Source organism: Kitasatospora sp. NPDC087861 (genome assembly GCF_044742585.1).
GTDB lineage: Bacteria > Actinomycetota > Actinomycetes > Streptomycetales > Streptomycetaceae > Kitasatospora.
Genome location: NZ_JBIUUS010000059.1, coordinates 1 through 26107, shown reverse-complemented (window position 1 = coordinate 26107; position 26107 = coordinate 1). Strand labels below are relative to the sequence as shown.

Annotated in this window: 29 protein-coding genes and 2 pseudogenes; 10 read left to right on the top strand and 21 right to left on the bottom strand. The window is 73.2% G+C overall.

From position 1 onward, the window contains the following. Positions 1-350: 350 nt before the first annotated feature. The 3 genes from ACIOJE_RS39065 to ACIOJE_RS39055 all read right to left on the bottom strand — a co-directional run bounded on the left by ACIOJE_RS39065 (position 351) and on the right by ACIOJE_RS39055 (position 1388). Entirely contained in the window at positions 351-818 is a 468-nt protein-coding gene (locus ACIOJE_RS39065; RefSeq protein WP_400783101.1) for an NUDIX domain-containing protein, read from the bottom strand. Between the two features lie 73 nt (positions 819-891). Continuing rightward, entirely contained in the window at positions 892-1140 is a 249-nt protein-coding gene (locus ACIOJE_RS39060; RefSeq protein WP_400783099.1) for a hypothetical protein, read from the bottom strand. A 2-nt stretch (positions 1141-1142) separates the two neighbouring features. Continuing rightward, complete coding sequence (locus tag ACIOJE_RS39055; protein WP_400783120.1) at positions 1143-1388, bottom strand: hypothetical protein; 246 nt, start codon at positions 1386-1388, stop codon at positions 1143-1145. Here ACIOJE_RS39055 and ACIOJE_RS39050 point away from each other — a divergent pair. From ACIOJE_RS39050 to ACIOJE_RS39040, 3 genes are all read left to right on the top strand, one after another. Then, positions 1288-1773: a DUF5753 domain-containing protein gene (locus ACIOJE_RS39050; RefSeq protein ID WP_400783097.1), complete on the top strand. Its 486-nt coding sequence runs from the start codon at positions 1288-1290 to the stop codon at positions 1771-1773. The two genes, ACIOJE_RS39055 and ACIOJE_RS39050, sit on opposite strands and share 101 nt — an antisense overlap. Continuing rightward, positions 1724-1924 carry a DUF397 domain-containing protein gene (locus tag ACIOJE_RS39045; protein WP_400783094.1) on the top strand — a complete coding sequence of 67 codons (201 nt, stop codon included), beginning with the start codon at positions 1724-1726 and terminating at the stop codon, positions 1922-1924. Before ACIOJE_RS39050 ends, ACIOJE_RS39045 begins: the two co-directional genes overlap by 50 nt. Before the next feature lie 69 nt (positions 1925-1993). Beyond that, on the top strand, positions 1994-2185 hold the full coding sequence (locus ACIOJE_RS39040; protein WP_400783092.1) for a DUF397 domain-containing protein: 192 nt from the start codon (positions 1994-1996) through the stop codon (positions 2183-2185). 89 nt (positions 2186-2274) lie between these two features. On the opposite strand, the gene ACIOJE_RS39035 is transcribed toward ACIOJE_RS39040, so the two are convergent. After that, positions 2275-2562 carry a hypothetical protein gene (locus tag ACIOJE_RS39035; RefSeq protein WP_400783089.1) on the bottom strand — a complete coding sequence of 96 codons (288 nt, stop codon included), beginning with the start codon at positions 2560-2562 and terminating at the stop codon, positions 2275-2277. A 104-nt stretch (positions 2563-2666) separates the two neighbouring features. Here ACIOJE_RS39035 and ACIOJE_RS39030 point away from each other — a divergent pair, with 104 nt between their 5' ends. Beyond that, positions 2667-3287, top strand: coding sequence for a phosphotransferase family protein (locus ACIOJE_RS39030; protein ID WP_400783086.1), 621 nt, complete (start codon positions 2667-2669; stop codon positions 3285-3287). A gap of 8 nt (positions 3288-3295) precedes the next feature. Here ACIOJE_RS39030 and ACIOJE_RS39025 read toward each other — a convergent pair whose 3' ends face one another. The 3 genes from ACIOJE_RS39025 to ACIOJE_RS39015 are packed head-to-tail and all read right to left on the bottom strand — an operon-like array spanning position 3296 to position 5681. Further along, a complete protein-coding gene (locus ACIOJE_RS39025) occupies positions 3296-4258 on the bottom strand; it encodes an alpha/beta hydrolase (RefSeq protein ID WP_400783083.1) in 963 nt (320 codons plus the stop codon). Continuing rightward, positions 4255-4959: an indole-3-glycerol-phosphate synthase gene (locus ACIOJE_RS39020; protein WP_280677754.1), complete on the bottom strand. Its 705-nt coding sequence runs from the start codon at positions 4957-4959 to the stop codon at positions 4255-4257. The genes ACIOJE_RS39025 and ACIOJE_RS39020 overlap by 4 nt, the downstream gene beginning before the upstream one ends. Continuing rightward, positions 4956-5681, bottom strand: coding sequence for an N-(5'-phosphoribosyl)anthranilate isomerase (locus tag ACIOJE_RS39015; RefSeq protein ID WP_400783079.1), 726 nt, complete (start codon positions 5679-5681; stop codon positions 4956-4958). Before ACIOJE_RS39015 ends, ACIOJE_RS39020 begins: the two co-directional genes overlap by 4 nt. Positions 5682-5830: 149 nt before the next feature. Between ACIOJE_RS39015 and ACIOJE_RS39010 the strand changes: the two genes are divergently transcribed. Next, the gene (locus ACIOJE_RS39010; RefSeq protein ID WP_400783077.1) at positions 5831-7087 is read left to right on the top strand and encodes an RNA-guided endonuclease InsQ/TnpB family protein; all 1257 of its coding nucleotides are present in this window, start codon (positions 5831-5833) and stop codon (positions 7085-7087) included. 13 nt (positions 7088-7100) lie between these two features. Here ACIOJE_RS39010 and ACIOJE_RS39005 read toward each other — a convergent pair whose 3' ends face one another. The 9 genes from ACIOJE_RS39005 to ACIOJE_RS38965 form a co-directional block, all read right to left on the bottom strand. Then, the gene (locus ACIOJE_RS39005) at positions 7101-8246 is read right to left on the bottom strand and encodes an acyl-CoA dehydrogenase family protein (RefSeq protein WP_400783075.1); all 1146 of its coding nucleotides are present in this window, start codon (positions 8244-8246) and stop codon (positions 7101-7103) included. 96 nt (positions 8247-8342) lie between these two features. Further along, a complete protein-coding gene (locus ACIOJE_RS39000; RefSeq protein ID WP_280677759.1) occupies positions 8343-8717 on the bottom strand; it encodes an ectoine synthase in 375 nt (124 codons plus the stop codon). Positions 8718-8736: 19 nt separating this feature from the next. Further along, a complete protein-coding gene (gene trpA, locus ACIOJE_RS38995) occupies positions 8737-9654 on the bottom strand; it encodes a tryptophan synthase subunit alpha (protein WP_400783073.1) in 918 nt (305 codons plus the stop codon). 10 nt (positions 9655-9664) lie between these two features. Then, positions 9665-10696, bottom strand: coding sequence for a hypothetical protein (locus tag ACIOJE_RS38990; RefSeq protein ID WP_400783071.1), 1032 nt, complete (start codon positions 10694-10696; stop codon positions 9665-9667). Between the two features lie 3 nt (positions 10697-10699). Then, a complete protein-coding gene (locus ACIOJE_RS38985) occupies positions 10700-10972 on the bottom strand; it encodes an acyl carrier protein (RefSeq protein ID WP_280677765.1) in 273 nt (90 codons plus the stop codon). A 40-nt stretch (positions 10973-11012) separates the two neighbouring features. Further along, on the bottom strand, positions 11013-12512 hold the full coding sequence (locus ACIOJE_RS38980; RefSeq protein WP_400783068.1) for an AMP-binding protein: 1500 nt from the start codon (positions 12510-12512) through the stop codon (positions 11013-11015). 5 nt (positions 12513-12517) lie between these two features. Beyond that, a complete protein-coding gene (locus tag ACIOJE_RS38975; protein ID WP_400783066.1) occupies positions 12518-13456 on the bottom strand; it encodes a MaoC family dehydratase in 939 nt (312 codons plus the stop codon). Beyond that, positions 13453-14691, bottom strand: coding sequence for a beta-ketoacyl-[acyl-carrier-protein] synthase family protein (locus tag ACIOJE_RS38970; protein ID WP_400783064.1), 1239 nt, complete (start codon positions 14689-14691; stop codon positions 13453-13455). The genes ACIOJE_RS38975 and ACIOJE_RS38970 overlap by 4 nt, the downstream gene beginning before the upstream one ends. Positions 14692-14765: 74 nt before the next feature. Then, positions 14766-15977 carry an aminotransferase class I/II-fold pyridoxal phosphate-dependent enzyme gene (locus tag ACIOJE_RS38965; protein ID WP_280677772.1) on the bottom strand — a complete coding sequence of 404 codons (1212 nt, stop codon included), beginning with the start codon at positions 15975-15977 and terminating at the stop codon, positions 14766-14768. 659 nt (positions 15978-16636) lie between these two features. Here ACIOJE_RS38965 and ACIOJE_RS38960 point away from each other — a divergent pair. Both ACIOJE_RS38960 and ACIOJE_RS38955 read left to right on the top strand, forming a co-directional pair. Then, on the top strand, positions 16637-17509 hold the full coding sequence (locus ACIOJE_RS38960) for a bacterial transcriptional activator domain-containing protein (protein ID WP_280677774.1): 873 nt from the start codon (positions 16637-16639) through the stop codon (positions 17507-17509). 284 nt (positions 17510-17793) lie between these two features. Next, complete coding sequence (locus tag ACIOJE_RS38955; protein WP_400783061.1) at positions 17794-18141, top strand: ArsR/SmtB family transcription factor; 348 nt, start codon at positions 17794-17796, stop codon at positions 18139-18141. 67 nt (positions 18142-18208) lie between these two features. Here ACIOJE_RS38955 and ACIOJE_RS38950 read toward each other — a convergent pair whose 3' ends face one another. Together ACIOJE_RS38950 and ACIOJE_RS38945 are read right to left on the bottom strand one after the other, a co-directional pair. Beyond that, positions 18209-19204, bottom strand: a complete 996-nt coding sequence (locus tag ACIOJE_RS38950) for a zinc-dependent alcohol dehydrogenase family protein (protein WP_400783059.1) — start codon at positions 19202-19204, stop codon at positions 18209-18211. A 473-nt stretch (positions 19205-19677) separates the two neighbouring features. Further along, positions 19678-20568, bottom strand: coding sequence for a LysR family transcriptional regulator (locus tag ACIOJE_RS38945; protein WP_400783057.1), 891 nt, complete (start codon positions 20566-20568; stop codon positions 19678-19680). A gap of 71 nt (positions 20569-20639) precedes the next feature. Between ACIOJE_RS38945 and ACIOJE_RS38940 the strand changes: the two genes are divergently transcribed. Further along, positions 20640-21434 (top strand): NAD(P)-dependent oxidoreductase, encoded by a 795-nt coding sequence (locus ACIOJE_RS38940; protein ID WP_400783054.1) that lies wholly within the window; start codon positions 20640-20642, stop codon positions 21432-21434. A 966-nt stretch (positions 21435-22400) separates the two neighbouring features. On the opposite strand, the gene ACIOJE_RS38935 is transcribed toward ACIOJE_RS38940, so the two are convergent. Then, entirely contained in the window at positions 22401-23432 is a 1032-nt protein-coding gene (locus ACIOJE_RS38935; protein WP_400783051.1) for a hypothetical protein, read from the bottom strand. A 312-nt stretch (positions 23433-23744) separates the two neighbouring features. Further along, positions 23745-24122, bottom strand: a pseudogene (locus ACIOJE_RS38930) (IS481 family transposase); the annotation flags it as partial. Here ACIOJE_RS38930 and ACIOJE_RS38925 point away from each other — a divergent pair. Together ACIOJE_RS38925 and ACIOJE_RS38920 are read left to right on the top strand one after the other, a co-directional pair. Next, a pseudogene (locus ACIOJE_RS38925) lies at positions 24119-24607 on the top strand (IS5 family transposase); the annotation flags it as partial. The pseudogenes ACIOJE_RS38930 and ACIOJE_RS38925 sit on opposite strands and share 4 nt — an antisense overlap. A 139-nt stretch (positions 24608-24746) precedes the next feature. Further along, complete coding sequence (locus tag ACIOJE_RS38920; RefSeq protein WP_400783049.1) at positions 24747-25628, top strand: RCC1 domain-containing protein; 882 nt, start codon at positions 24747-24749, stop codon at positions 25626-25628. 58 nt (positions 25629-25686) lie between these two features. Here ACIOJE_RS38920 and ACIOJE_RS38915 read toward each other — a convergent pair. After that, positions 25687-26107: transposase family protein (locus ACIOJE_RS38915; protein WP_400783046.1), on the bottom strand; the 421-nt coding region annotated here is incomplete at its 5' end.

Sequence of the window (26107 nt, the reverse complement as noted above, 5' to 3'; positions counted from 1 at the left end):
GCGGTGCGCGGACGGCCGCGTGCCCTGGTGTGCCGGGCCCGCTTCCCGTGGTCAGCGGGCGGCGTCCAGGGCCGGTTCGGTGCCGGCGCCGGCCCGGCGGCGGGGGGCTGCGGCTGGGGGTGGGTGAGGCAGTCGTCGGTGAAGGCGAGGGCGCGCAGGTGGTAGGGGCGGGCGGCGTGGCCCAGGGAGAGGTTGTGGCCGGCGCGGTGGGCGGTGACGAGGCGGGCAAGTCCCGGGGGAAGGGGGCGGTGAGGGCGGTGCGGTGGGCCGGGTCCAGGCACCACCAGGCCTCGTGGTCGGCGAGGGTCAGGCGCACCGGCACCCGTACGCGGGCGGCCTGGTCGCGGCCCTCAGGTTGCCCGCTGGCCGTGGAGGAGGACGGGCAGCGCGCGGTTGGCCAACGCCTCGGTGACACGGGCGGCTTGGGAGGGCGCCATGACGTCGGGGAGTTCGCGGACGGGGACGAAGCGGGCGCCGAGCAGGCCGCTCCTGTGCTGCGGCGGGACGGTGAGGCGGGCGTCGTCGCGGACGGTGCCGCCGTCGAAGACGAGGTTGAGGCGTTCCAGGTGGCGGTCGGCCGGGGTGAAGTCGACCGCGAGGATGTCCGTGGGGCGGAGGTTGAGCCCGGTCTCGGTGTGCAGGTGGCGGGCGGCAGCGAGGTGCGGGGGCTCGTTCGGCTTCGCCGCGCCGCCGGGCAGGATCATCCCGTCCATGTAGTCGGGGTCGACCAGGAGGACGTCCCCGCGCCGGTTGCGGACGAGGACGAGGCAGCCGAGCCGGCACACCGGCGGCTTGGCCAGCAGGCGGGGGTCACGCATCGGGGGGCACTTCCTGAGAGCGGCGAGGATCACGAGGGAGAAGCCTGCCAACCAGAGCAGGCGGGCGAGGAGTTCAGCCGTCGTGCGTGAGGCGCTCGTAACGCAGCCCCTTGCGCAGCAGGTCGACGATGCGCAGCAGGACGGACGGGCGGGCGCAGCCGAGGCTGACCAGGTAGCAGCCGGTCCTGCGGCCGTGCTCCCAATCCACCTCGACGGACGGCAACTTCACCCCGCCCAGCGCAGGGACGGCGACGAAGTCCTCCACGACCGAGGCGACTTCGCGCCGCTGCTCGGCGGTCGCGCGGGAGAACATCGAGGACACGGTCACTCCCCCGGCCGCTTGTGGACCTCGAACGCGCGCCACGCACTGTAGGCGTCGGAGAAGGAGACGAACCCCTTGAGCTCACCGGAGTCCTGGCGCAGCCACTCCCCCGCGCTCTCGTTCCGCACCCGGTAGCACCGGGCCTCGGTGTCCCAGCGGACCCCGCAGGAACTCGACGCACTGGTGTCAACGCGCCTCAACCGCCAGAAGCGGTTGGTCTCGCCGACTCCTCCGCATTGCTGGTTCATCCTCGATGAGTCGACTCTCCGACGGCCGGTCGGGGACGCAACGGTGATGAGGCGACAACTCGATGCCATAACGTCGGACCAGAGATCACACATCACCGTGCAGGTCCTGCCATTCGCAGCAGGGGTCCATGCCGAGATGGGAGGGTCGCTCTTTCTCTATTCGGTGCCGGACCGCCCGATGGTGGCTTGGGAAGAGGGGGCCCGCAGTGGCGAACTCATCGAAGATGCCGAGGGTGTGGCCGCCCGCCGGAGGTCATACGATCTGCTCAGGGCCATGGCCCTGTCGCCCCGGGACTCCCGGGCGATGATCAGGCGCATCTCAAAGGAGTACGGCCGTGCGAGCGAACCATCACGAGAGCTGGCGGAAGAGCAGCCACAGCAATAACGATGGTGGCGCCTGCGTCGAAGTGGATGACGCACACCCTGGTCGGGTTCGGGACAGCAAGGACCCCGACGGCCCGCGCCTCAACTTCTCGCCGATCGCTTGGCACACCTTCGTCGCCGCCGTCCGCGCTGGCGAATTCGGCGCCAACTAGGCCTACCTGACGCCAGAGTGGGAAGTCGTCCCCATCGACTTCCCACTCCACCCGCAGGAGGCAACCGCGATGGACACCACCTGGCGCAAGAGCACCTATAGCGGCGGGCAGAACGGCTGCGTGGAGGTCGCCGACGGCTTCACCAGCCTCATGCCCGTCCGCGACTCCAAGGACCCCGACGGCCCGGCCCTCCTCTTCTCCTCCCACGCCTGGCAGGCCTTCGTCACCGCCGTCCGCGCCGGCGAGTTCGACGCCCGCTAACAGCGATTCCCGGCCCCGCCGCCCCGGCTCTCGGGGCGGCGGGGCCTTCTCCACCCCTCCGCCAGGTCAACTCCCCCGGGTGGCAACGCTCAGAGGGCGTTACGTGAGGCTTGGTCGAGGGTCGACCTGGTCAGATCTATGCGGATCCTCCGGTCCTCACAGATCGACTCGCCGGTATTCTCGCCGGGGTGACCGAACCTGCGCGGCCCAACGCGGAAGTCTTGGTTGATCTGGCGTCCGGCTGGTGGCCGGAGTACGGCTGGCACCAGGCAGAGGTTCACCACGGTGCTTTCCATGATGTCCTGGTGATTCATGGTCAGACCGTTGCGCGGCTCGTGCGGCACGCACGTGCGGTTGTTCGCCTCGTCGACGAACACCGCGTCCTGACGGTCTTCCGCGCCAGACAGCAACGCTGGATCACGCCGAGGGCGCTCTCCCCGGTGCATACGGCTCCCGGGAAGGGCGCTGGAATGCTCACGTCGTGGGTTCCGGGCCGGCATCGGACCACGGCGAGCTGGCCACAGGTCGCCGAAGAGATCACGTGTCTTCTCCAAGCGGTGGAAGCCGGGGAGGCGTTCGCCGCCGCCGACGGGCTCACCGGGCCGCGCGCCTGGTGCGGCGGGGATCGGTTCCCGCGGATCGTGGCCGACCGGCTTCTCGCGTCGGTCCCGGACGGCGGCGTGCGCGAGGCGCCCACCGCGTCGTGCTCGACGTGCTCGACGCAGAGCAGGCGGTCGCCCCTGTTCCCGTCCACGGTGATCTCGGGATGCACAACATCCTCTGGCATGGTGCCGACACCGACCGGCGGTCGCCGTCAACGATCAGTGGCCTCATCGATCTCGATCACGCCGCTCTCGGTGATCCGGCCATTGACGTCGCACCGCTCCTCGGCCGGTTCGGCACGGCCGCGCTCGCCGGCGTCGTCTCCCCGGGGCTCCTGCGTCGCGCGATGCCGCATCGCGCGACGCTCAGTCTTCAGGTGGCCGCCACGGCCGACCTGCGCGGCGACGAGGCGTTGAGGGAGTTCGCACTGTCCAACTTGGTCAAGCGGTACACGGCCGGAACGCTCCACGACCCCGACGGCACGGTTCCCGATCGGTGACCCTCTCCTCACTCGATGCCGCGTCCCGCGAGGGCGAACATTCCCGCCTCCGGCTCGACCAAGGCCTGCCCTTGAGACGGTGCCGGCGCCGGCCCGGCGGCGGGGGGCTGCGGCTGGGGGTGGGTGAGGCAGTCGTCGGTGAAGGCGAGGGCGCGCAGGTGGTAGGGGCGGGCGGCGTGGCCCAGGGAGAGGTTGTGGCCGGCGCGGTGGGCGGTGACGAGGTGGGCAAGTCCCGGGGGGAAGGGGGCGGTGAGGGCGGTGCGGTGGGCCGGGTCCAGGCGCCACCAGGCCTCGTGGTCGGCGAGGGTCAGGCGTACCGGCACGCGCACGCGGGCCGCGAGGGCGCTGTAGCGGGCGGGCCAGGTGGCCAGTTCGCGGGATTCGAGGGCGGGGACGGGGGTGAGCAGGGTGCGGGCGGCGTGGAAGGTGCCGGGCGGGTAGAGGTTGAGGGGGCCCCAGTTGAGGCGGCCGCCGCCGGCGAGGTCGTCGGGGCGCTCCCAGGCGCCGGGGGCGTAGTGCTGGGCGAGGCCGGAGATGTCGGCGCCGAGCAGGGGCAGGTGGGGGTCGGCGGGCCAGTGGGCGGCGAGGTGGAGGGCGATCTTGCCGCCGAAGGAGTGGGCGAGGAGTTGGACGCCGGCGCCGACGGGGTGGGCGCGGGCGTAGTCGGTGAGGGCGGCGTGCAGGGTGGCGCCCTGGTCGGCGATGAGCTGGCCGTCGGGCAGGCGGTGGGCGGAGGCGCCGTGGCCGGGGCGGTCCAGGGCCAGGACGGTGTAGCCGAGGTCGGCGGCGAGGGTGAGCAGGCTGGTGTCGGGGTGGGCGGGGCCGGCGAAGTAGGCGGCGCGCATGCCGCGGCCGTGGATGGCGAGGACGACGGCTTTGGGGGCGCGGCCCTGGGGTTCGGCGACGAGGGCGGAGAGGGGGATGCCGTCGGCGTCCAGGACGAGGGAGCGGGTGCGCAGGCGGGGGTTCACGCGGCCACCGCCCGGCGGGCGGTGTCGAGGTCGGCGAGCCAGCCGTCGAGGTCGCCGGTGCGCATCAGGGTGGTGCCGATGAGCAGTCCGGCGTAGCCGGCGTCCAGGAGGCGGGCGGCGTCGCTCGGGTCGGTGATGGCGGAGGCGGAGACGGGGGCGCGGGTGCCGGCGGCGCGCAGGGCGGGCAGCAGGCGCAGGCTGCGGGTCAGGTCGCCGCGGTCGCGTTCGCGGGTGCGGATGTCCTTGTTGTTGACGGCGATGACGCAGTCGGCGGGGTCGGGCAGCAGGTCCAGTTCGCGTTCGTCGGTGATCTCGACGAACGGGGTCAGGCCCAGGGCGAGGGCGGCGGTGACCAGGCGGCGCAGGGAGGCGGCGGGCAGCAGGGCGGCGGTGAGCAGGACGGCGGAGGCGCCGAGGGCGGCGGCGGCCTCCAGCTGGGCGGGGCGGGTGAGGAAGTCCTTCTGCAGGACGGGCAGGTCGGTGGCGTCGGCGACCTCGCGCAGCAGGCGGGGGGTGCCGCCGAACCAGCGGCCGGTGACCACGGACAGGCAGGGGGCGCCGGCCTGTTCGTAGCGGGTGACGAGGTCGGCGACGGTGCGCGGGCCCAGCAGGTCGGCGCCGTGCGGGTCGCGGAGTTTGACCTCCATGACCAGGGGGCGTCTCGCGGCCAGCAGGGCGTCGAGGAACCGCGGGGCGCTCATACGGAGGCCTCCTTGGGGCGGGGGTGCCAGGCGTGGGTGAGGGCGGTGACGGCCTCGTGGGTGAAGTCCCCGGCCGGGCCCCGGGCGGCGGTGTCGATGTCGGCGCCCGCGTACAGGGGGTGGTCGGTGACGGTGCGGTAGGTGTCGCGGTTGGCGGCGCTCAGGCCGCCGGCGAGGAGGAAGGGGATGGTGAGGCGGGGCAGCAGGGTGTGGACGTCGGCGGGGGCCAGGGGGTGGCCGGTGGAGCCGACGCGGCCGTCGTCGGTGACGGTGTCCAGCAGGAACAGGTCGCAGCCGGCGCGTTCGAAGGCGCCGATGAAGGGGCGTTCCAGGCAGCGGCCGCGGGAGAGGTGGAGGACTTTGACGAGGACGGCGTAGGGCAGGCGGTGGCGCAGTTCGGCGACCAGGTGGGGGTTCTGGTAGGCGTGGAGCTGGATCCAGCGGATGCCGGTGGCGCGGGCGAGGTCGGCGAGTTGGTCGGCGTCGTCGAGGAAGGTGACCAGGACGGGTTCCAGGCCCAGGCGGATGGCGGTGGCGGCGAGGTGGGCCAGGTGCTGTTCGGACAGGTCGGCGGGGCCGCCGGGCACGCCGTGCCACAGGCCCACCAGGGTGGGGCCGGCCTCGGCGAGGAGGGTGAGGTCGGCGCGGGTGCGGGCCCCGCACACCTTGAGGTGGCGGGGGCGTGCGGACGGGCGGGGGCGGGGCGGGGCGGGGGCGGTCATCGGGAGTCTCCGTGGATACCCCCGGCTTTGGCCGGGAGAGGAAGGGCAATGCCTGCGGAGCAGGTCGGGGAGCGGCGTTTCGCCGGCAGGGCGGACCGCCGTGTGGGTTCCCGCGGGTGGTTGTCAGTGCCTGTCGTTAGGTTGATGTGGTGCATCTCAGGTACTCCTATCGCTTGTATCCGACGGTGGGTCAGCGGCAAGCGCTGGCCCGGACGTTCGGGTGCGCGCGAGTGGTGTACAACGACGCGCTCGCCCTGCGGAAGGCGGCGTGGAAGGCGGACCGGTCGAGGATCCCGACCGGCGCCCTGGCGAAAGCGGTGATCACGGATGCGAAGAAGACGGATGCCCGGTCGTGGCTGGGGTCGGTGTCGGTCGACGCGTTGCAGTCGTCCATCCGTGACCTGGACACCGCGTACCGGAACTTCTTCGACTCGCTGTCCGGCAAGCGGGCCGGCCGGCCGGTGGGCCCGCCGGTGTTCAAGTCGCGCAAGGACGGCCGGCAGTCGCTGCGGTTCTCCCGCAACGGGTTCCGCCTGCGCTCGAACGGCAAGCTGAACCTTGCCAAGATCGGTGACGTGCGGGTCAAGTGGTCGCGGGCGCTGCCCGCCGACCCGTCCTCGGTGACGATCGTCCTGGACCCGTGCGGCCGGTACCACGCCTCGTTCGTCGTGGACGTGGAACCGGGCCATCTCCCGGAGGTTGAAGCTGAAGTCGGCATCGACCTCGGCCTGACCACCTACGCCGTGATGTCCGACGGCACGGTGATCGACAACCCGCGCTTTCTGCGGAAGGCGGAGAAGAAGCTCAAGGCCGCGCAGCGGGCCCTGTCCCGCAAGGCCAAGGGATCGAGGAACCGGGCGAAGGCCCGGCGCAAGGTCGCCAGGGCGCACGCCAAGGTGGCCGACACCCGCAAGGACTGGATGCACAAGCAGACGACCAGGATCATCCGCGAGAACCAAGCGGTGTACCTGGAAGACCTGAACGTGCACGGCCTCGCCCGCACCCGCCTGGCCAAGTCCGTCCACGACGCCGGATGGTCCGCCTTCCGCCGCCTCCTCACCGAGAAGGCCGCCCGGTACGGACGGCACGTCGGCGTCATCGGCCGGTACGAACCCACCTCGCAGGTGTGCTCCACCTGCGGGGTCCTGGACGGGCCCAAGCCTCTCAACGTCCGCACGTGGACGTGCGGCGCGTGCGGTACCTCTCACGATCGTGACCTCAATGCCGCTCGAAACATCCTGGCCGCCGGACGGGCGGACAGGCTAAACGCCTGCGGAGGGCCGGTAAGCCCCGGCGTGGCGATCCCACGCCGGGCACGGCCCGTTGAAACAGGAACCCACCGGAACGCCGGCCGCACCGGGCGCAAGCCCCGTGCCGCAGGCGCGGCCGGAATCCCCGCGCTCTAGCACGGGGAGGACGTCAATTGCCGAGTCCGAGCATGGCGGCGATGCGGTTGTACTGGATCTCGTTGCTGCCGGAGTAGATGGTGCCGGCGACCGCGTTGCGCACGTCCTTCTCCAGCCCGTACTCGGACATGTAGCCGTTGCCGCCGAAGACCTGGACGGCGGCCAGCGAGGTGGCGAGGTTGGACTCGCTGGTGAGGAGTTTGGCGATCGCCATGTCGACGGTGACGTTCTCGCCCGCCTCCAGGCGCTGGGCGGTGTCGTAGAGCCACTTGCGGGCGGTCTCCAGGCGGATCTTGGTGTCGACGATCTTGTTGGCGACCGACTGGTAGGAGCCGATGGGCTTGCCGAAGGACATCCGGGTCTTGGCGTAGTCGAGGCAGCGGGCCAGGCGGTGCTGCATCTCGCCGGTGTTGACGATGAAGGAGTAGAGGATCTCGCGTTTCATGACGTGGTCCAGGACGAGGAAGCCGCCGCCGACGCGGCCCAGGACCCGGGTGGCGGGCACCCGTACGTCGTCGAGGTAGACCTCGGACAGCGGCGAGGTGCGCAGGCCCATCTTCTTGATGGGGTTTCCGGTGCTGATGCCGGGCGTGTCGCGGTCCAGGAGGAACGCGGTGACGCCCAGGGCCCCGCCCTGGGGGTGGGTGCGGGCGTAGACGACGAGGACGTCGGCGACGGGGCCGTTGCTGACGAAGGTCTTGGCGCCGTTGAGGACGAAGTGGTCGCCGTCGCGCAGGGCGCGGGTGCGCATCTGCATGGCGTCCGAGCCGCCCTCGGACTCGGTGATGGCGTGGGCGCCGATGGCCTCGCCGGAGGCGATGCGCGGCAGGTAGGCCTCTTTGAGGGCGGGTGAGCCGAAGGCCTGCAGGGGCACGCCGGTGGAGGCGAGGGAGGTGGTGACGGAGAAGTTGAGGCCGCCGTCGCGGCAGGTCTGTCCCAGGCCCTCCAGGACGTACATGGTGGTGAGCAGGGACTGGCCCAGCCCGCCGTAGCGTTCCTCGAAGGGCAGGGAGAGGATGCCGGTCTTCTGGACGAGGCGCCACTTGTCGTGGGAGAAGGCGGCCTGTTCGTCGCCTTCGATGTGGCCGGCGCTCAGGTCGTCGCCGAAGCGGGCCAGGCCCTCGCGCAGGGCGTTCTGGTCGGCGTTCCAGCGGATCATGACGTTGCCGCCTTCCTCCCGGGCCCGCCTGCGGGGCCCGGGGTGGCAGGCCGGCGCGCGGGGCGCCGGCACGTGACTCGAAGGGGGGATCTCGGCCTAGTAGGCGGAGGAGGAGTGGGCGTCGAGCTGGTGGACCTCGTCGCCGCGCAGGGCCGGGGAGAACACGCAGACCAGGCGCAGGTCCTCCTCGGGGCTCGCGACCAGGAAGTGGGCGTCGTGCCGGTCCAGGGCGTAGAGGCGTCCGGGGGTGATGGGGTGGGTGGTGCCGTCCATGTCGATGACCTCGCCGGAGCCGGCGATGCAGTAGCAGGCCTCCAGGTGGTTGCGGTACTCCAGGCGGGACTTGGTGCCGGCGTTGACGATGGTGTCGGTGAGGGTGTAGCCGAGGCCGTCGCCGGCCACCAGGAAGCGGCGGGACAGGCCGTTGCCCCACTCGACGGTCTGGACGTCGTCAAGGTCGCGGATCAGCATGCTGGTTCTGCCTTTCGGTTCAGGGGGTGAGGGCGGCGGCGCCGGCGGCGGTGCCGGTGCCGGTGGTACGGGCGGTGCCGGTGGTACGGGCGGTGCCGGTGCGGGTGGTGCGTCCGGCCGGGCCGGGCCTGGGGGGCGCGGGCGGGCGGAGGTCGTGGAGGAGGGCGCGCAGGGCCTGGACGGCGTCGCGGCCCTCGGTGAGGGCGGTCTCGATGCGGGCGACGGCGGCGGAGCCGACGATCGCGGCGTCGGCTCCGGCGGCGGCGACCGCGTCCAGGTCGGCGGCGCTGCGCACGCCGAAGCCGACGGCGACGGGGGTGGCGGGGGCGGCGGCGCGCAGGGCGGCGACGGTGGCGGCCAGGGTGTGGTGGCCTGCCGCGGGGGCGGTGCCGGAGCGGCCGTAGTGGGCGACGAGGTAGACGTAGGCGCCGTGGGCGGCGGTGGCGGCGTCGGCGATGACCTCGGGGCCGGAGGTGGGGTAGCAGGTGGCGACCTGCGGCAGGGCGGCCTCGTGGCAGGCCCGGCGCCAGGCGGGGCGCAGGCGCGGCGGCAGGGCGTGGACGAGCAGGGCGTCGGCGCCGGCGGCGGCGATGGCGCGGGCGCAGGCGCCGGGGTCGCGGTGGCGCAGGCTGTGGCTCCAGTCGGCGAGCAGCGCGATCTTCAGGTGCCTCAGGCGCGGGCGCAGGTCGGTGAGTTCGGCCAGGACGGTGTCCAGGGTGGTGCCGGCGGCCAGGGCGCGGGCGGCGGAGCGGCGGATGACGGGGCCGTCGGTGGGCGAGTTGGGGAAGGGGACGGCGAGTTCGAGGACGTCGGTGCCTTCCTCGTCGAGCATGAGGGCCAGGTCGGTCAGGCGCTGGGGCGGGTCGCCGGCGTTGAGGAACAGGGCCAGGCCCGGGCGGCCGTCGGCGCGCGGGGCCAGGAGCGCGGTGTCAGGCATGGGCGCGGTGTCAGGCATGGGCGGGGGCCTTGTGGTCGGCGCGCAGGCGGATCGCCAGGGCGCGGGGGGCGCCGTCGGCGAGGGCGTCCAGGGCGGCGGTGTGGGCGGTGTGCCAGTGGGTGTGGCGGCCGGAGGCGAGGGCGAGGGCGGCGGCGTTGAGGGCGATGGTGTGGGTGGCGGTGGCGCCGGCGCGCCCGGCGAGGGCGTTCAGGAAGTGGCCGGTGAGGTCGCCGGGGTGGGGGGCGAGGTCGGCCAGGGTGCCGTCGGCGGGGGCGACGGCGCCGGCGGGCAGGTGGATGGTGGTGTCGGGGGTGTGCAGGGTGTTGTCGGCGAAGGGCAGGAGTTCGTCGGCGCCGGCGGTGTTGGAGGCCAGCCACACGGCGCGTCCCGGGGTGCGGGGGGCGAGGTGGCGCAGCGCGTCCAGGTCGGCGGTGGCGCAGGCGCCGGTGAGCTGGGCGGTGACGGGGACGGTGGCCAGCAGCGGGCCGAGGGCGTTGAGGAGGCGTCCGAAGGGTTTGAGGGTGAGCGGGAACAGGACGCGGGCCAGGCGGGTGAGGGCGGGCGGGTAGACGTGCGGGCCGGCGAAGGCGATGCCGTGGCGCTGCAGGTGCTCGGCGGTGGCCTGGTGGGAGGAGGTGAGGGTGATGCCCAGGCGTTCCAGCAGGTCGATGGAGCCGGCGGTGCTGGTGTAGGCGCGGGAGCCGGTCTTGACGACGGGGATGCCCATGGCGGCGGCGGTCAGGGCGGCGGCGGTGGAGAGGTTGAAGGTGGCGGGGCCGCCGCCGGTGCCGACGATGTTGACGCTGGCGGGGTGGGCGGGGCCGGGGTGGGCGCTGCGTTCGGTCAGCGAGGTGGTGAAGGCGGCGAGGGTGGCGGGGCCGGGCAGGCGGGTGGTGAGGGCGGCCAGCAGGGCCGCGGCCTGGGCCCGGTCGCTGTCGCGGGCCGGGCCCGGGGCGGGCTGCTCCAGCTGGTCCCACCACGAGCGCCAGGTGTCCAGGTCGACGTCGTGCCCGGCGAGCAGGGCGGTGAGGGCCGGGTGCACGGGTCAGCCGCCTGCCACGGCGCTGGCCGGGACGGCGCGGCGCTGGGTGATGAAGGCGTCGATGGCGGCGACGGAGCGGAAGTTGTTCGGGTCGAGGTCGGTGTCGTCGACGGGCAGTGCGAAGTGGTCCTCGACCCAGGCGATGAGCTTGAGGACGCCCAGGCTGTCGATGACGCCGTCGGACAGGAGGTCGTGGTCGTCGGCGAGTTGCTCGGGGGCGACGTCGGGCAGGAACTCCTCGATGAGGAACCGCTTGATCTGGGCGATGTTGCTCATGGGTTCGTGACTCCCTTGGTGAGAAACGCGGTGGTGGTGGTCAGGCGGTGGGCAGGACGGCCTTGCGGTCGACCTTGCCGGTGGCGGTCTTGGGCAGCGAGGTGTCGTGGATGGCCAGGCGTTCGGGTACGGCGGCGCGCGGCAGGTTGCGGGCCAGGTGCTCGCGCAGGGTGAGGCTGTTGAGGGCGGAGCCGGGGGCGCGGCGCACGGCGGCGTGCAGGCGTTTGCCGGTCAGCGGGTCGGGGGCGGCGGCCACGGCGGCTTCGTGGACCTCGGGGTGGGCGAGCAGGACGCGTTCGACCTCGGCGGTGTTGACGGCGACGCCGCGGACCTTGACCTGGAAGTCGGCGCGTCCGGTCAGGTGCAGGCGGCCCTGCTCGTCGCGCACCGCGAGGTCGCCGGTGCGAAACCAGCGCCGGCCGGCTCCGGCGCCGCCCGGCTGGGTGGTGAAGCGCCCCGCGTCGCGGGAGCGGTCCAGGTAGCCGGCGGCCTGGAAGGGCGTGGACACGTACAGTTCGCCGCTGCCGGGGCCGGTGACGGGGGTGCCGTCGGGGGCGGCGAGCAGGGTGCGCACCCCGGGCAGGGGGGTGCCGATGGGCACCGGCAGGGCGGCGGTGGCGTCCAGGCGGTCCAGGCGGTGCAGGAAGCTGTCGTTGGTCTCGGTGCAGCCGTAGATGTTGTAGAGGGCGGCGCGTGGCAGCAGGGCGGGCAGTGCGGCCAGGGTGCGTGCGTCGATGGCGTCGCCGGTGAACGCGGCGTGCTCGACGCTGTCCAGCACCGCTGCGCCGCCCGCTGCTTGGGCTGCCTGGGCTGCTTGGGTGAGGAGGGCGTAGGCGAGGGGGACGGCCTGCAGGACGTGCGGGCGGTGGCGGGTGAGCTGGGTGAGCAGGTGGCGGGCGTTGAGCGCGTGGGCGGGGTCGATGAGCAGGACGGTGCCGCCGGCGGCGAGGGTGGCCCACACGTCCAGCAGGCACAGGTCGAAGTTGAGGGGGGCGTAGTTGGCGACGACGCGTCCGGGTCCGAGGTCGAAGGTGTCGTGGGCCCAGGCGGTGAAGCGGTCGATCGCGGCCTGCGCGAGGGGGACGATCTTGGGCAGGTCGGTGGAGCCGGAGGTGGTGAGCAGGAAGGAGGTGCCGGCGGCGAGGGTGGGCACGGGGGCGGGGCGGGCCGGGGCGGGCAGGGCGGGGGTGTCCTGGCCGAGGGGGGCGAGCAGGTGGCGGGCGCCGGCCTGGGCGAACAGGGCCGCGAGCAGGGCGGGGGCCAGTTGCGGGGAGGGCAGCAGGAAGGGGCGGCGCTCGATCAGGCAGGCCAGGACGAGGGCGATCTGCTCGGGGGATTTGGCGGCCGGCAGGCCCACCGGTTCGCCCGGGGCCAGGTCCAGCGCGTGCAGGCGCGTTTGTTCGCGTTCGGCGAGGTCGGCGAGCTGGCGGTAGGTGACGGCGCGGTCGTGCCACAGCAGGGCGGTGGCGTCGGGCCGGGTGCGGGCGTGGGCGGTGAACGCGTCGGGCAGCGACAGCGGCGGCGGGGCGGGTGTGGTCACGGCGCTCACTCCCCCGCCGGGGTCAGGGCCGCCCAGCCGGCCTTGACGGCGGTGCCGGCGGGGGTGGCGAGGGTGAAGCGCACCACGGTGGCCCGGTCGTAGGGCTGCAGGGTCAGGCGCAGCGGGGTGGAGGGGGTGGCGGGGGCGGCGAAGCGGGCGCCCAGGGCGGTGAGGCGGGTGGGGTCGCCGGCGCCGTAGCGGTCGGTGATCTCCTCGGCGGCCAGGGCGACCAGGTGCATGCCGTGGGCGATGGCGGCGGGGAAGCCGGCGGCGCGGGCGGCGGTGTCGTCGAGGTGCAGGGGGTTGAGGTCGCCGGCGGCGTGGGCGTAGGCGGTGACGTCGTGGGGGGTGAGGGTGTGGGTGAGGGTGAGGGGTTCGGTGTCGGGGGTGGTGCCGGGGTGGGCGGCCGGTCCCAGGGTGCCGAAGGGGTCGATGGTGGTGGCGCCGAGCAGCAGGGCGGAGGTGGTCAGGTGGGCCAGGGTGCGGGTGCCGGTGGTGAGGTGGGTGGTCAGGGCCAGGCGGGTGCCGCGGGCTTCGCGGCGGGCGGCGGTGACGGTGACCTCGATGTCGACGTCGGTGCCGGCGGTGAGCGGGTGGTGGGTGTGGATCTCCTGGGCGAGGTGGACCACGCCGGTGAAGCCCGGGTCGCCGGTGGTGAGGGTGGTGACGGTGTGCTGGGCGAGGGTGTGGGCGAGGACGAAGGGGTGGGCGGGCGAGGCGCCGGTGGTGGCCCCGGTGGCGGTGGGTGGCAGGCCGGTGCGGGCCGCTTGGCGGTAGGCGGCGAGGTCCTGGCCGCGGACGGTCAGGCGGGTGCGCCGGGCGGGCGGGGCGGTCACGGTCGCGGTCGTCGGCGCGGGCGCGGGCGTGGGTGTGGTCGTCGGCGCGGTCGTCGGTGCGGGCGTGGTCGTCGGCGCGGGCGCGGGTGTGGTCGCGGGCGTGGTCATGCGGGGGTCACCACCAAGGTCGAGTTGTGGCCGCCGAAGCCGAACGAGTTGGACAGGGCCGCGCCCGGCCGGATGGGGCGGGGCTTGCCGTGGACGACGTCGAGGTCCAGGCCCTGCTCGGTGTGCTCGTGGTTGGCGGTGGGAGGGACTTCGCAGTTGTTCATGGCCTGGACGGCGGCGATCAGTTCGACGGCGCCGGCGGCGCCGATCAGGTGGCCGATGGCGCCCTTGGTGGAGGTGACGGGCACGCCGTGGGGGCCGAAGACGGTGCGCAGGGCGGCGGCTTCGGCGCGGTCGTTGTGCACGGTGGAGGTGCCGTGGGCGTTGACGTGGGCGATGTCGGCGGGGGTGAGGTCGGCGTCGGCGAGGGCGGCGTGCATGGCGGCGACGGCGCCGGCGCCGTCGGGGCGCGGGTTGGACAGGTGGTAGGCGTCGGCGCTGGAGCCGTAGCCGGCCAGCAGGGCGTAGGGGGTGCGGTGGCGGGCGCGGGCGTCGGCGAGGCGTTCCAGGACGAGGAAGCCGGCGCCTTCGCCCATGACGAAGCCGTCGCGGTCGGTGTCGAAGGGGCGGCTGGCGCGGGCGGGGTCGTCGTTGCGCTGGGAGTGGGCGCCGAGGTTGCCGAACGCGGCGAGGGTGACGGGGGTGAGGGTGGCCTCGCAGCCGCCGGCCAGGACGACGTCGGCGCGCCCGCTTTCCAGGAGCAGGGCGGCGTGGCCGATGGCGTCGGCGCTGGAGGCGCAGGTGGTGGCGATGGTCAGGGCCGGGCCGTTCCAGCCCAGGCGCATGGCGATCTGGGCGGCGGCGGCGTTGGGCATGGTGACCAGCGGCATCAGCGGGCTCACCCGCAGCGGGCCGGCGGTGGTGTAGAGGGCGGATTCGCGGTCGCTGGTGGTGCGTCCGCCCACCGCGGTGCCCACGACGATGGCGCTGCGTCCGGGGGCGGGCTCGGGTGCTCCGGCGTCCTGGTGGGCGGCCAGGGCCGCGAGGGTGCCGTAGTGGGCGAAGGGGTCGAGGCGGCGGGCGTCCTTGGCGGGGACGGGGCCGTTCTCGGGCAGGCCGGTGACCCTGCAGCCCAGGCGCACGCGGTGGCGGGCCAGTTGCGGGTCGGTCAGGGCGGTGGCGGTGGGGGTGGCGGTGCTGACGGTGTGCCAGAAGTCGGCGAGGGTGTGGCCGGCGGGGCTGATGACGCCCAGGCCGGTGACGGCGATGGGGGGCCGGGTGGGGCGTGCTGCCATGGTCCTTCTCCTGTCCGGGCGTCGGTCGGGGCGCTGGCCGGGGTGGGTGCCGGGGCGCCGGCCGGGGTGGGTGGTCAGATGAGGCCGGTCTGGGCGGCGGCGGTCAGGAAGGCGTCGGCGGCGAAGTCGATGTCGGCGGCGGTGTGGCGGGCGGTGACGGCGATCCGCAGGCGGGCCAGGTCGTTGGGCACGGCGGGGGTGACGACGGGCAGGCCGATGACGCCGGCCTTGCGGCAGGCGGTGGCGTAGTCGTAGGCAGCGTCGTCGGAGCCGGCGATGACGGGCAGCACGGCGGTGGAGGAGTCCATGGTGGAGATGCCGGCGGCGTTCAGGCGCTCGCGCAGGCGCTGGGCCTGGACCTGGGTGTGGGTGACGCGTTCGGGTTCGCGGCGCAGGATCCGCAGGGACTCCAGGGCGGCGCCGGTCTGCGCGGGGCCCAGGGCCGCGGAGAACAGGAACGGGCGGGCGGCGTAGCGCAGGTGGCCGATGAGTTCGTGGCTGCCGGCGATCCAGCCGCCCATGGAGGGGATGGCCTTGGAGAGGGTGCCGAGCTTGACGTCGACGCGGTAGCGGTGGCCGAAGTGCTCCTCGATGCCGCCGCCGGTGGCGCCGATGACGCCCAGGGCGTGGGCCTCGTCGACCATCAGCAGGGCGTCGTGGGCGTCGCAGACCGCGCGCAGTGCGGGCAGCGGGGCGATGTCGCCGTCCATGGAGTAGACGCTGTCGACGATGACCAGGCGCACCCCGGTCGGGGAGGCCGCCTTGAGGCGGCGTTCCAGGTGGTCGACGTCGTTGTGGCGAAAGCGGGTGACGGTCGCGCCGGACAGGCGGCAGCCGTCGACGATGCTGGCGTGGTCGTACTTGTCGATCAGGACGGTGTCGCCCTGGCCGACCAGGGCGCCGACGGTGCCGACGTTGGCGGCGTAGCCGGAGCCGAAGACCAGGGCGCGTTCGCGGCGGGCGAAGCGGGCGACCTCGGCTTCCAGTTCCTCGTGCAGCGGGATGGTGCCGGCCAGGGCCCGTACGCCGTGGTTGCCGGTGCCGTAGACGTCGACGGCGGCCTTGGCGGCGGCCACCACGCGCTCGTCCCCGGCCAGGCCGAGGTAGCTGTAGCCGGACATCATGAGCAGGCGCTCGCCGTCGAGGTCGCAGTAGGCGCTGTCGCGTTCCATGGTGTAGGCGACGAAGCTGTTGCGGCGCGAGGGGTCGGACTCCAGCGCGGCCACGCGGTCCAGGGTGGCGGCGAGCTTCGGCTCCAGGCGGTCCCATGCTCCGGTGGCGTTCACGTGCGGGTCTCCTTCTCGGCGGGGGCGGGGCGGCTCCCGGGCACTCCGGGGCTTTGGGGCTTTGGGGCGTTCGGGCTTTAGGGCTTGCGGGCTTGCGGGCTTGCGGGCTTTAGGGCGTTCGGGCTTTGGGGCGTTCGGGCTTGCGGGTTTTGACGCTTCGGGGCTTCGGGCTTTTGGCTCCGGGGCCCGGGGTTCTGCCGGGCCTTTGTGGTGCGGCCGGTTTGCCTCCGGCTTGTTTCCGCTTGTTTCCGCTATTGCGCTGCGGCCTTTTGCGGCGGGGCCGTGGCGGTGTTTTCTCGAAGGCTTCACGCGGGGTGCTCAAGGATGGCTACATTTCTACGGCAGGACGCGCAAGGCGTCCGCAATAGGAGCCTTCCCGGCCTGCGGTAACGCTCTGACGTGCAGAAACATTGCGTCCACGACGGATGGACCGGCCGGTGGGTATGTTTCGCCAACCAGTGTTGACACCGTGTGATGCGCCGAATGTATGGTCAAAATCCGCCGAAACCGAACGGCTGGTCGGCGGTATTTCCGGTCCAGGTTTCCCACGCCGTCGGCCCGGTGTCACGGGCCGTCGGCTCCGCTTTGGCTCAAGGGGGTTGGAGCACGTTGAACGGCTTCCGGGAAGACAGTCCGTCCGGCAGATCGGGGACATCCTCATGCTGATCCGCCTGACAGGCCTTGTGACGATCGAGCACGACCACGGCGCCCCGCAGCACCTGTCCAGCGCCCAGGCCCAGGTGGCGTTCGCCCGCCTGGTCCTGGAACGCTCCGCCGGCACCAGCCGCGACCAGCTGGCCGACACCATCTGGCCCGACGGACTGCCCGACACCTGGGCCTCCGCGCTGCGCAGCGTGGTCTCCCGGGTGCGGGCCTTCGTCGCCGCGCCCGGCCAGGGCCCGGGCGCCACCCCGCTGATCGCCCAGGGCGGGCGCTACGTCCTGCGGCTGCCGGCGGACGCGGCGGTGGACCTGGAGGCCGCCGCCGGCGCGGTCGGGGAGGCCGGGGAGGCGTATGGGGCCCGCTCCTACGCGGTGGCCCAGCAGCTGGCCGCCGGCGCCATCGCCAACCTGCGCGGGGCGTTCCTGCCCGACCACGAGGGCGAGTGGGCGGGCGGGGTGCGCGAGCACGTGGAGGAGCTGCGGATGTCGGCGCTGGAGACGGCGAGCCTGTCGGCGTCCGCGCTCGGCGAGGAGCACCACGCGCTGCGCTGGGCCGACGAGGCGGTGCGCCGGGCCCCGTTCCGCGAGAGTGCCTACCGCTGCCGCATGGAGGCGCTGGCGGCGGCCGGCAACCGGGCGGAGGCGCTGCGCTGCTACCAGCAGCTGCGCCACGTCCTCGCGGAGGAGCTGGGCATCGACCCGGCCGCCGAGACCCAGGAGCTCTACCTCTCCCTGCTGCGCTCCCCCGCCCCCGTCGCGCCCGCGCCGGCGGTGGTGCGCCCGGTGGACCCGGTGCTGATGGGCATCTTCGAGCCGCTGGCGCTGGCCCGCCTGGCCCGGCCGGTCGGGCCGCCGGTGCGCGCCGCCTGAGGAGCGGGCCCCCGGGGGGCCGGCGCGGCGGGCGGCCCCGGGTCGAGCGGGCCGCCCGCCCTCGCCCCTGCGGGCGGTGGCCGCATGCAGGCGGTGGCCGGGGGGCGTGGGGGTGCGGGAGGGGGCGCGGGCGCGGCGGCGGGCGGGGTGCGCGTGTTGCGGAGGTGTTGCGGTGGGCGTGGCGGGCGGCCTGCCCGTAGTAGCGTCGGGCGCGAAGTCGCGCGCGTGGCGCGGCTTTTCACCGAACCGGGACGGGGGCCGAGCGTTGGGAAGGGGTGGTGGGTGTGGGACGGGCACGCGTGGCGGCGCGGGTGATCGTGCACCCTGGTGTGGAGGACCTGAGCGTCCAGCAGGTGCTGGAGGCGCTCGCGGACCCGGCCCGCAGATCGGTGGTGCGCCGGCTCGCCCACGCCGGCGCCGACCTGAGCTGCGGCTCCTTCGACCTGCCGGTCTCCCGTTCCACCTCCACCCACCACTTCAACGTGCTGCGCCAGGCCGGGCTGCTGCGCCAGTACTACGTCGGCACCACCAAGATGAACGCGCTGCGCGCCGAGGAGCTGGAGGGGCGCTTCCCGGGCCTGCTGTCGGCGGTGGTCTCCGCCGCCGACGCCGAGGCCCGGCAGGCGACCTGACGGCCCTTCGGCCGGCCGGCCGGTGCGGCGGTTTCGCCGGTCCGGCCGGCCGGTGCGGCGGGGCGGGTCAGTTCTCGACGGTGAGGACGATCTTGCCGACCTGGGTGCCGGCCTCCAGGTAGCGGTGGGCCTCGGCGACGGCGTCCAGGCCCTCGAAGACCCGGTCGACGGCGGGGGTGAAGGAGCCGTCCGCCAGCCCGGCGCTGACGAAGGCGTGCGCGCGGCGCAGCCGTTCGCCGTCGCGGGTGACGTCGTGCAGGGAGTAGAAGCGGCTGGTGACGGGGGCGAAGGTGTCCTGGCCGGGCAGGGGTGTGTCGCGGGGGTCGAGGCGGCCGTAGACGATCAGGTGCCCGCCGGGGGCGAGGGTGCGGGCCAGGGTCAGGACTCCGGGGCCGGCGACGGGGTCGAGGACGGTGCGTACGCCGGTGCCGCCGGTGATGTCGTGGACGCGGGCCACCAGGTCCTCCTCGCCGGCGACGACGACGTCGGCGGCGCCGGCGTCCAGGAGTTGCCGCTTCTTGGCGCGGGTGCGGGTGGTGGCGATGGGGACGGCGCCCAGGCGGCGGGCGGTGCGGATGGCGGCCAAGCCGACGCCGGAGGCGGCGGCGGTGAGCAGGACGTGGTCACCGGGGCGCAGGTGGCCGTCCTCGGCGAGGGCGCCGTAGGCGGTCAGGTAGGGCATCCACACGGCCGCGCCCTGCACGTCGGTGAGGCCGGCCGGGTGGTGGACGACGGCGCGGACGGGCACGAGGGCGTGGGTGCGGTAGACGCCGTAGTCGTTCTGGGAGAAGGCCGGGACGGTGTCGACCCGGTCGCCGACGGCGAAGCCGGTGACGCCTTCGCCCAGGGCGTCCACGGTGCCGACGGCCTCGTAGCCGGGGGTGGCGGGCAGCTTCGGCTCCTCCAGGTAGGTGCCGGAGCGGAAGAGGGCCTCGGCGCGGTTGAGGCCGATCGCGCTGACGCGGATGCGCAGTTCGCCGGGTCCGGGCACGGGTACGGCGGCGGGTCGCACGGTCAGGACCTCCGGTCCTCCGGTGCGGTCGAAGACGACGGCCCTGGGCATGGCGCAACTCCCCTGTCACGGACGGCCGGTGGCGGCCTCGGCGTGCGGTGTGGGCCTCCACGAAACCCGCTGTACGGGGAACTGTCAAACTTCGACGATTCTCGGAATAGTGGGCCCTCGGGCGGGGTTGCAGGTGAGTTGAGCGCTCGTCAGGTGCGGACTCGGTGCGGACTCGGTGCGGGGTCACCAGGTGGCGCCGCCGCCTTGGCGGGTGGTGGCATCCCGTCCTCGGCCTTGGAGACCGCACCCGCGAGCGGTACCCGCCCCCCGCTGCCGGAGCGCGTCGCGGGGCCGCTCCCGTGGCGGTCGTGATCAGCGCTTCCGGCAAGGCCACTGCGGCCCCCGTGCCCAGCAACTCTCCGTTCGATCCGGGAGGGGAACATGGCACCGGTGCGTGTTGACGCGGCAGAGCACGCGGTGGCCTCGTAGCGGACGGCGGCATCGGTGACTGACCGGCGCTTTTGACGCACGCCCTAGCCAGGGGTCCCGGCCGCCTCCCTCAGGAGGGCCTCGAAAGCCGCCACCGCCGGCGGCAGTCGCCGGCCCCGCCGGGTGGCGGTGTAGACGTGCCGCACCGGGGTGTCGTCCGGGTGCAGGGGGATGAGGGCGAGGTCGGGGCGGGCGGCGCGGGCGGCCAGGGAGGGGATGAGGGTGGGGCCCAGTCCTGCTGCGACCAGGCCGAGTTTGGCGGTCCAGGCGGCGACCGCGTACTCGATGCGGGGTTGGAAGCCGCTGCGGAAGCAGGCGGCGAGGAGGGTGCTCTCGGCGTTGCGGCGGGCGGCGATCCAGGGTTCGTCGGCGAGTTCGGCCAGCCGCAGGCGGCGGCGCCGGGCGAGGCGGTGGCCGCGCGGGAGGGCGACCAGCACCGGGTCATCCAGCAGCAGCCGGTAGTCGAACTGCTCGGTGTCATCGGCGGGTTCGGTGTACGAGGCGATCAGGGCGAGGTCGATCGCACCGCCGCTCAGCAGGTCCAGCAGGTGCGCGGAGAGTCCCTCGGTGAGGCTGACCGCGACGTCCGGGTGGGCGGCGCGGAAGGCCGCAAGGGCGCCGGGGACGAGGGCGGCGTTGGCGCTGTCGAAGGCGCCGACCCGCAGCCGCCCGGCGGTGAGGTCGGTGAGCGCGGCGAGGTCGCGCCGGGTGGTGTCGAGCCGTTCCAGGATCGCCTCGGCGTGCGGCAGCAGTGCGCGGCCGTGCTCGGTCAGCCGCACCCCGCGGGCCAGCCGGTCGAACAGTGGTGTGCCCAGCTCGCCTTCCAGGGTGGCGATCTGCCGGGAGATCGCGGACTGGGTGAAGCCCAGCCGCTCCCCGGCGGCGGTGAAGGAGCCCAGGTGCGCGACGGTGCGGAAGACGTCCAACCAAGCCATGTCCATTCCGCATGACTATCATGCAAGACATTCGCTTGTCGCCTGTCTCGTGGCTGCCTAGCGTGGCGGCCATGGAGAAGATCGCTTTTCTGGGGCTGGGCCGGATGGGCCTGCCGATGGCCCGTCGACTCGCCGCCGCCGGCCACCCGTTGACCGTCTGGAACCGCTCCCCCGGCCGCGCCGGGGGCCTCGCCGGGGCCACCGAGGCCACCACCCCGGTCGAGGCCGTGCGCGGCGCGGACGTCGTCGTCACCATGCTGTCCACCCCGGCGGCCGTCGCCGAGGTGGCCGACCGGTTCACGACGGGGCTCGCGCCGGGCGCGCTGTGGATCGACATGTCCTCGATCGGCCCGCGGGCCACCGCCGAACTGCGCGCCCGACTTCCGTACGGCGTCGCCCTGGTGGACGCGCCGGTGATCGGCAGCGTGGGCCCGGCGGCCACCGGCGACCTGGTGGTCTTCGCGGGCGGCGAGGACGCCGACCTGGACCGCGCGCAGCCCGTCCTGGAGCGCTTGGGCCGGGTGCGGCGCTGCGGCGGCCCGGGGGCGGGTGCGGCGCTGAAGGTGGTGGTGATCGGCGCGATCGTCGCCTCCGTCACCGTCGTCGGTGAAATCCTCGCGGTGGCAGATGAGTTGGGCGTGCCGCGGGAGCAGGCGCGGGAGGTGCTGTCGGCCGGGCCGCTCGCGGGGGTGGTGGCCCGGGCGCACAGCACGGAGTCGGACTTCCCGGTCCGCCTGGCCGCCAAGGACCTCGCCCTGGCGGGCGGCGGACCGGTGCTGTCGGCGGCCCGCGCGGTGCTGCTGGCGGACCCGTCGATCGCCGAGCAGGACCTGTCGGCGGTGGTGGACGCCCTGCGGCGGGGGTAGGCCCACCGCAGGGTTCAGGTGCCGGGCAGGTCCTGGCCGGCCTCGTGGTGGACGTGGATGTCGCCGTGCATCGCGGTGTACACGGTGCCGTGGCCGCCCGCGGTGTTGTTCCGGGTGGATCCCGGGGGCTCGGATTGGACACCTGGCTCGCCGCGAACCGCTCCCGCTACGAGATCAAACCGTTCCTCGACTGGGCCGCCCGACGCGGCCTCACCGCCCCGCACACGGTCGCCGCGCCACCCACCGCCACCGCCGCCGCGGTCCTCACGGAGGAAGAACGCTGGCAACAGCTCCGCCGCTGCCCCACCGACACCGCCCTACCGCTGGAGGTCCGCGTCGCCGGCTCCCCCGTCCTCCTCTACGGCATCCCCGGCGAACGCCTGCGACACCTGACCACCGACCAGATCCACGGCACCAATGGGAAAGACGTTCCTCCAGCTCGGCCAAGCGAGACTGTGGATCCCACCCCGCCTGGCCGAACTCCTTCACCAACCTTGCCGACGCGCCACGCCAGCGCTCTGCCCTGGTCCGAACCCTCACCGGCCAAACCCCGTGACTGTGCCCCGGCGTCGTGCCTGGTCACCCACTCAGCCGCAAAGCGTTCAACGACCAGCTCGTACGTCAGGGCGTCCATACCAGAGCGGCGCGCACCGCAGCCCTGATCGCCCTCGCCACCGACCTGCCCGCACCAGTGCTGGCCGACCTCCTCGACGTCCACATCCACACCGCACTGAAGTGGGCCCGTCACGCTCAACGCGACTGGACCACCTACCTCACCCGCGCGTGCCGCCGGCCTCGCCGACACTGCGGAACCAGGTCGGCCATGAACGTCAGCCTCCTCTGGCGGCCGGGCCGTTCAGTCCGGGAAGGAAGCGGGCTTGACGCGATGCACTTGAGCGCTTCGATCGGGAACCGTCGCCGACTGCGCGTCGATCGCCAGCAGGAAGTTGACATTCCGATACCCGACTACTCGGGCTGCGTCACTTCCAGGGCGCTGGAACAGACGGGGCGGGTGCGGGCGGCGTAGGAACGAGCGGCCACGATGAGACCGATGCCCAGACCGCCGAACGCCAGGCCGCCGAACTCGACGAACCAGGTGATCCCCGAGCCGGAGGTGAACGGCGGGGACGGCTTGATCTCGGGCAGTACGCCGACAGCCATGAGCGGGGCCATGACGGTGAGGACGGCCCCGTACATCGTCAGAGGGATGCCGGTCAGCCAGGCCGGAATCAAGGGCAGCAGGCGCGGGACCCGTCGTCCGGACAGGAACAGCGTCCAGCGGGGGAACACCTGCCCCCACACGTACAGCAGCCCCAGCAGCAGGAAGATCCCCACCATCGCGGCCAGCACGGTCACGTCGATCCCCGCCGACGCGGTTGCCTTCGACGGCCCAGACGCGCCGACGCTCGTCGTCCTCTGCCAGTCATCGCCCGCGACGCCGAGCGCGTTGCCGCCCAGCGTCCAGATGGTCTTGGCTCCCGCCCACGGCAGGAGTCCGCACATGAGCAGGTACACCGCGACGCGGGTCCGCCCCGGGGCCCGGGAGGCGGCTGGGTGGGCAAGCGGGCCGTCGCTGGCGCCGGCGTGCGGCCGCCCGCATCGCGGGCAGTCGCCGCGCAGCCGTCGGCGGTGCGACAAGCCGACGAGGAGCAGGAGGGCGACACCGGCCGTGTTCAGCAGCACCTGGGCCAGACCGGTGGTGCTCTCGATCCCCGAGAGCGTCGTCATCGTCACGAAATGGATCGGCAGCCCGTTCATTCCCACGACGAACACCGGGAGCGCCGTGGTCAGTGCCGTCGCCACCGCAACCCGGCCGAGATCGGCGAGAGTTCGGGTGCCGGCCAGGCAGGCGCCGCCGGCCAGGAGCGCGAGGGCCGCCAGGAACAGCTGGACCCCTGGCGCGTACGCGGAGTGCTCCTTCCATTGCACGGTGGTGCCCGTCACCGCCCAGGTGACCTCGACAGCGGCGTACAACACGCCCCAGGATGCGGCTGCCACGGGCGCCCACACGGGCCACCGCCGCCACCACAACTTCCGCCCCGGGCATGTGGTCGGTGGCCCAGGAACGCCGCCCACCTCCAAGTTCGCTGGAACAGCCACGGTGACCCCCGTATCTCCGGATTGCCGACACTCCAAGGCTCCGCGTCACCCGCGCTGATCACATCCATCCCACGGATCATCGGACTCCCCCGCGCGGGGGAAGGCCGGATCGTGAGCGTCAATCCGTCAGGTAGCCATGAGATGAGGAACCGACCCGAACACTGAGGAATACTCCGCAGATCGAAAAACCCCACTGCACCAGTTGCCGGCGGCGTTGTGCAGGTAGCTGTAGCCGGCCCCGGAGCGGTTCTTGCGGCCGGCCGCTCTGCCCAGGGTCTTGTGGCCGCCGCCGTCGGGGATGTTGCCGAGCTTCTTGACGTCGACGTGGACCAACTCGCCTGGCGCGCTGTGCTCGTAGCGTCGCACGACTCCTCCGGCGGCGCGGTCGAGAGGTGTGAGGCGGGCGAGCCGGTAGCGGGTCAGGACGCGGTGCACGGTGGCCGGGTTCAGCTTCAGCGGGTAGGCGATGCGGGCCGGGCCCCACCGTCGCAGGACGCGGACCTTGAGGATCCGCCGCTCGGTGCGGGTAGGGGTCCGGCGCGGGCTGTGGTGCGGCCGGGAGGACAGGTCGCTCATGCCTGCTGAGCCATCTGCGGGCGATGAGAGGTGGTGCGGCCACCGGCCCGTCCCCGGTGGACCGGGGCAAGACCGGCAGCAAGCACCACGTGATCGTCGAGGCCCACGGCATCCCGCTGGCCGCCACGCTGACCGGCGGCAACCGCAACGACGTGACCCAACTGATCCCACTGATCCGAGCCGTCCCGCCGATCCGAGGCAAACGCGGCCAACCGCTGCGCCGCCCGAAGCACCTCTACGCCGACCGCGGCTACGACCACGAGAGCTACCGCGACCAGGTCCGGCGGTTCGAAATCACCCCGCACACCGCCCGACGCGGCACCGAACGCGGCTCCGGACTCGGCGTACACCGCTGGATCGTGGAAGGCGCCATCGCACTACTGCACTGGTTCCGCCGCCTACGCATCCGCTGGGAGATCCGCGACGACATCCACCAGGCCTTCATCACACTCGGTTGTGCCGTCATCTGCTGGCGACGACTGAGGACCCCGCACTGATTCCAGTCCAAAGTAAGGTGGACTTCCATGTCTCGAACTCGCGCCAAGCACAAGGAGGCGGAATGCTCGCCAACTCGTCGGCGCTGGCGGCCGGAAGGCGTCATTCGGTCGGACGGCGCTGGGACGCAACCGTCTCGCCGTGGGCAATACCGCAGCCGCTGAATGTCGTGTCGAGCGCTGGGAAGACGTCGTCGCGGTGGCAGCTGGCAACGTCCATACCGCGACGAACACGGGCAGGTCTCATACGGTGGGACTCCGGTCGGACGGCACGGTGCTGGCAACGGGGTGGAATGGCGATGGGCAATGCGATGTCGCCGGATGGCGAGGCGTCACGGCCGTGGCCGCAGGCTGGCGCCGCACGCTCGGGCTACTCGCGAATGGCCGCGTGCTAGCAGTTGGCCGGAGTTCGGAAGGACAGTGCGACGTGCAGTCCTGGCGCGAGATGGTCGTCCTCTCGTGTGGTGACTGGCACTCGGTCGGTGTCCGGTCGGACGGTTCTGCACTGGCCGCGGGGAACAACCGACGACGGCAGTGTGCCGTTGAAGGGTGGCGTGACCTGGCCGCCATTTCGGCCGGGTATCTCCATACCGTCGGCCTCGGAGCCGACGGACGGGCAGTAGCGACCGGAGACCGGGCAACTGGGGCGTGCGAGGTCGATGAGTGGGAAGACGTGGTGGCGCTCGACGCGGGCAGCCACCACACCGTCGGGGTCACTGCGTCCGGACGGGTCCTCGCAACGGGAGACAACAGCTTCGGACAGTGCGAAGTCGGCGATTGGCGCGACATTGTCGCCGTGGCGGCCGGTTCAACGCACACCCTTGGCCTGCGTGCCAACGGCACAGTCGTGACCGCAGGGAACAATGCCGACAGACAGTGCGAAGTCGATGCCTGGTCCGGAGTCCAGCTTCCACAGGCCTCCGGGCCGCGCCGACGCGAACTCACATGCCGTCATTCCCGAGCCCCAGAGACCTCATTGAGGAGTTTTCATCCTGAGAACCGCAGTTCACGGGGGCTGGCGTGAGTTCGAGGCGGGGTGCTCGGGCTGGTCGGGGGCGTGATCGCGGTCGGGTGATCGTCCGTCAGCGGGAGATCTCCGCGTTCGTCAGCACGAGCAGGGCCCGCAGGAGCACTGTCGCGTGCCGGACGTTCATCCGGACCTTGGTCAAGATCCTCCAGTTCTTCAGGTCGGCGAAGCCGTGCTCGTTCGCCGCTCGTTCGCGGCTGACCAGCCGGTTCGCCTCCTTCTGCGCCGCGGTCAGCGGATGACCCCGGGTCGCCCTGCGACCGGTGACGATCACAGCGTCATCGGGGTCGTCGTCCAGGCCGACGAAGCCCAGATCCGTCAGAGCCCCGAGCCCCGCTTCCCGCAGGTGCGCGGTGAGCTTGTTGTGGCGGGCGGCGGTGATCTCGCTGGAACGGCCCGGCTTCGCGGCCGAGATCCAGATCAGGTTGCCCTTCTCATCGGTGAGCGCGAGGAACAGCAGGCCGTGGGCCTTGTGC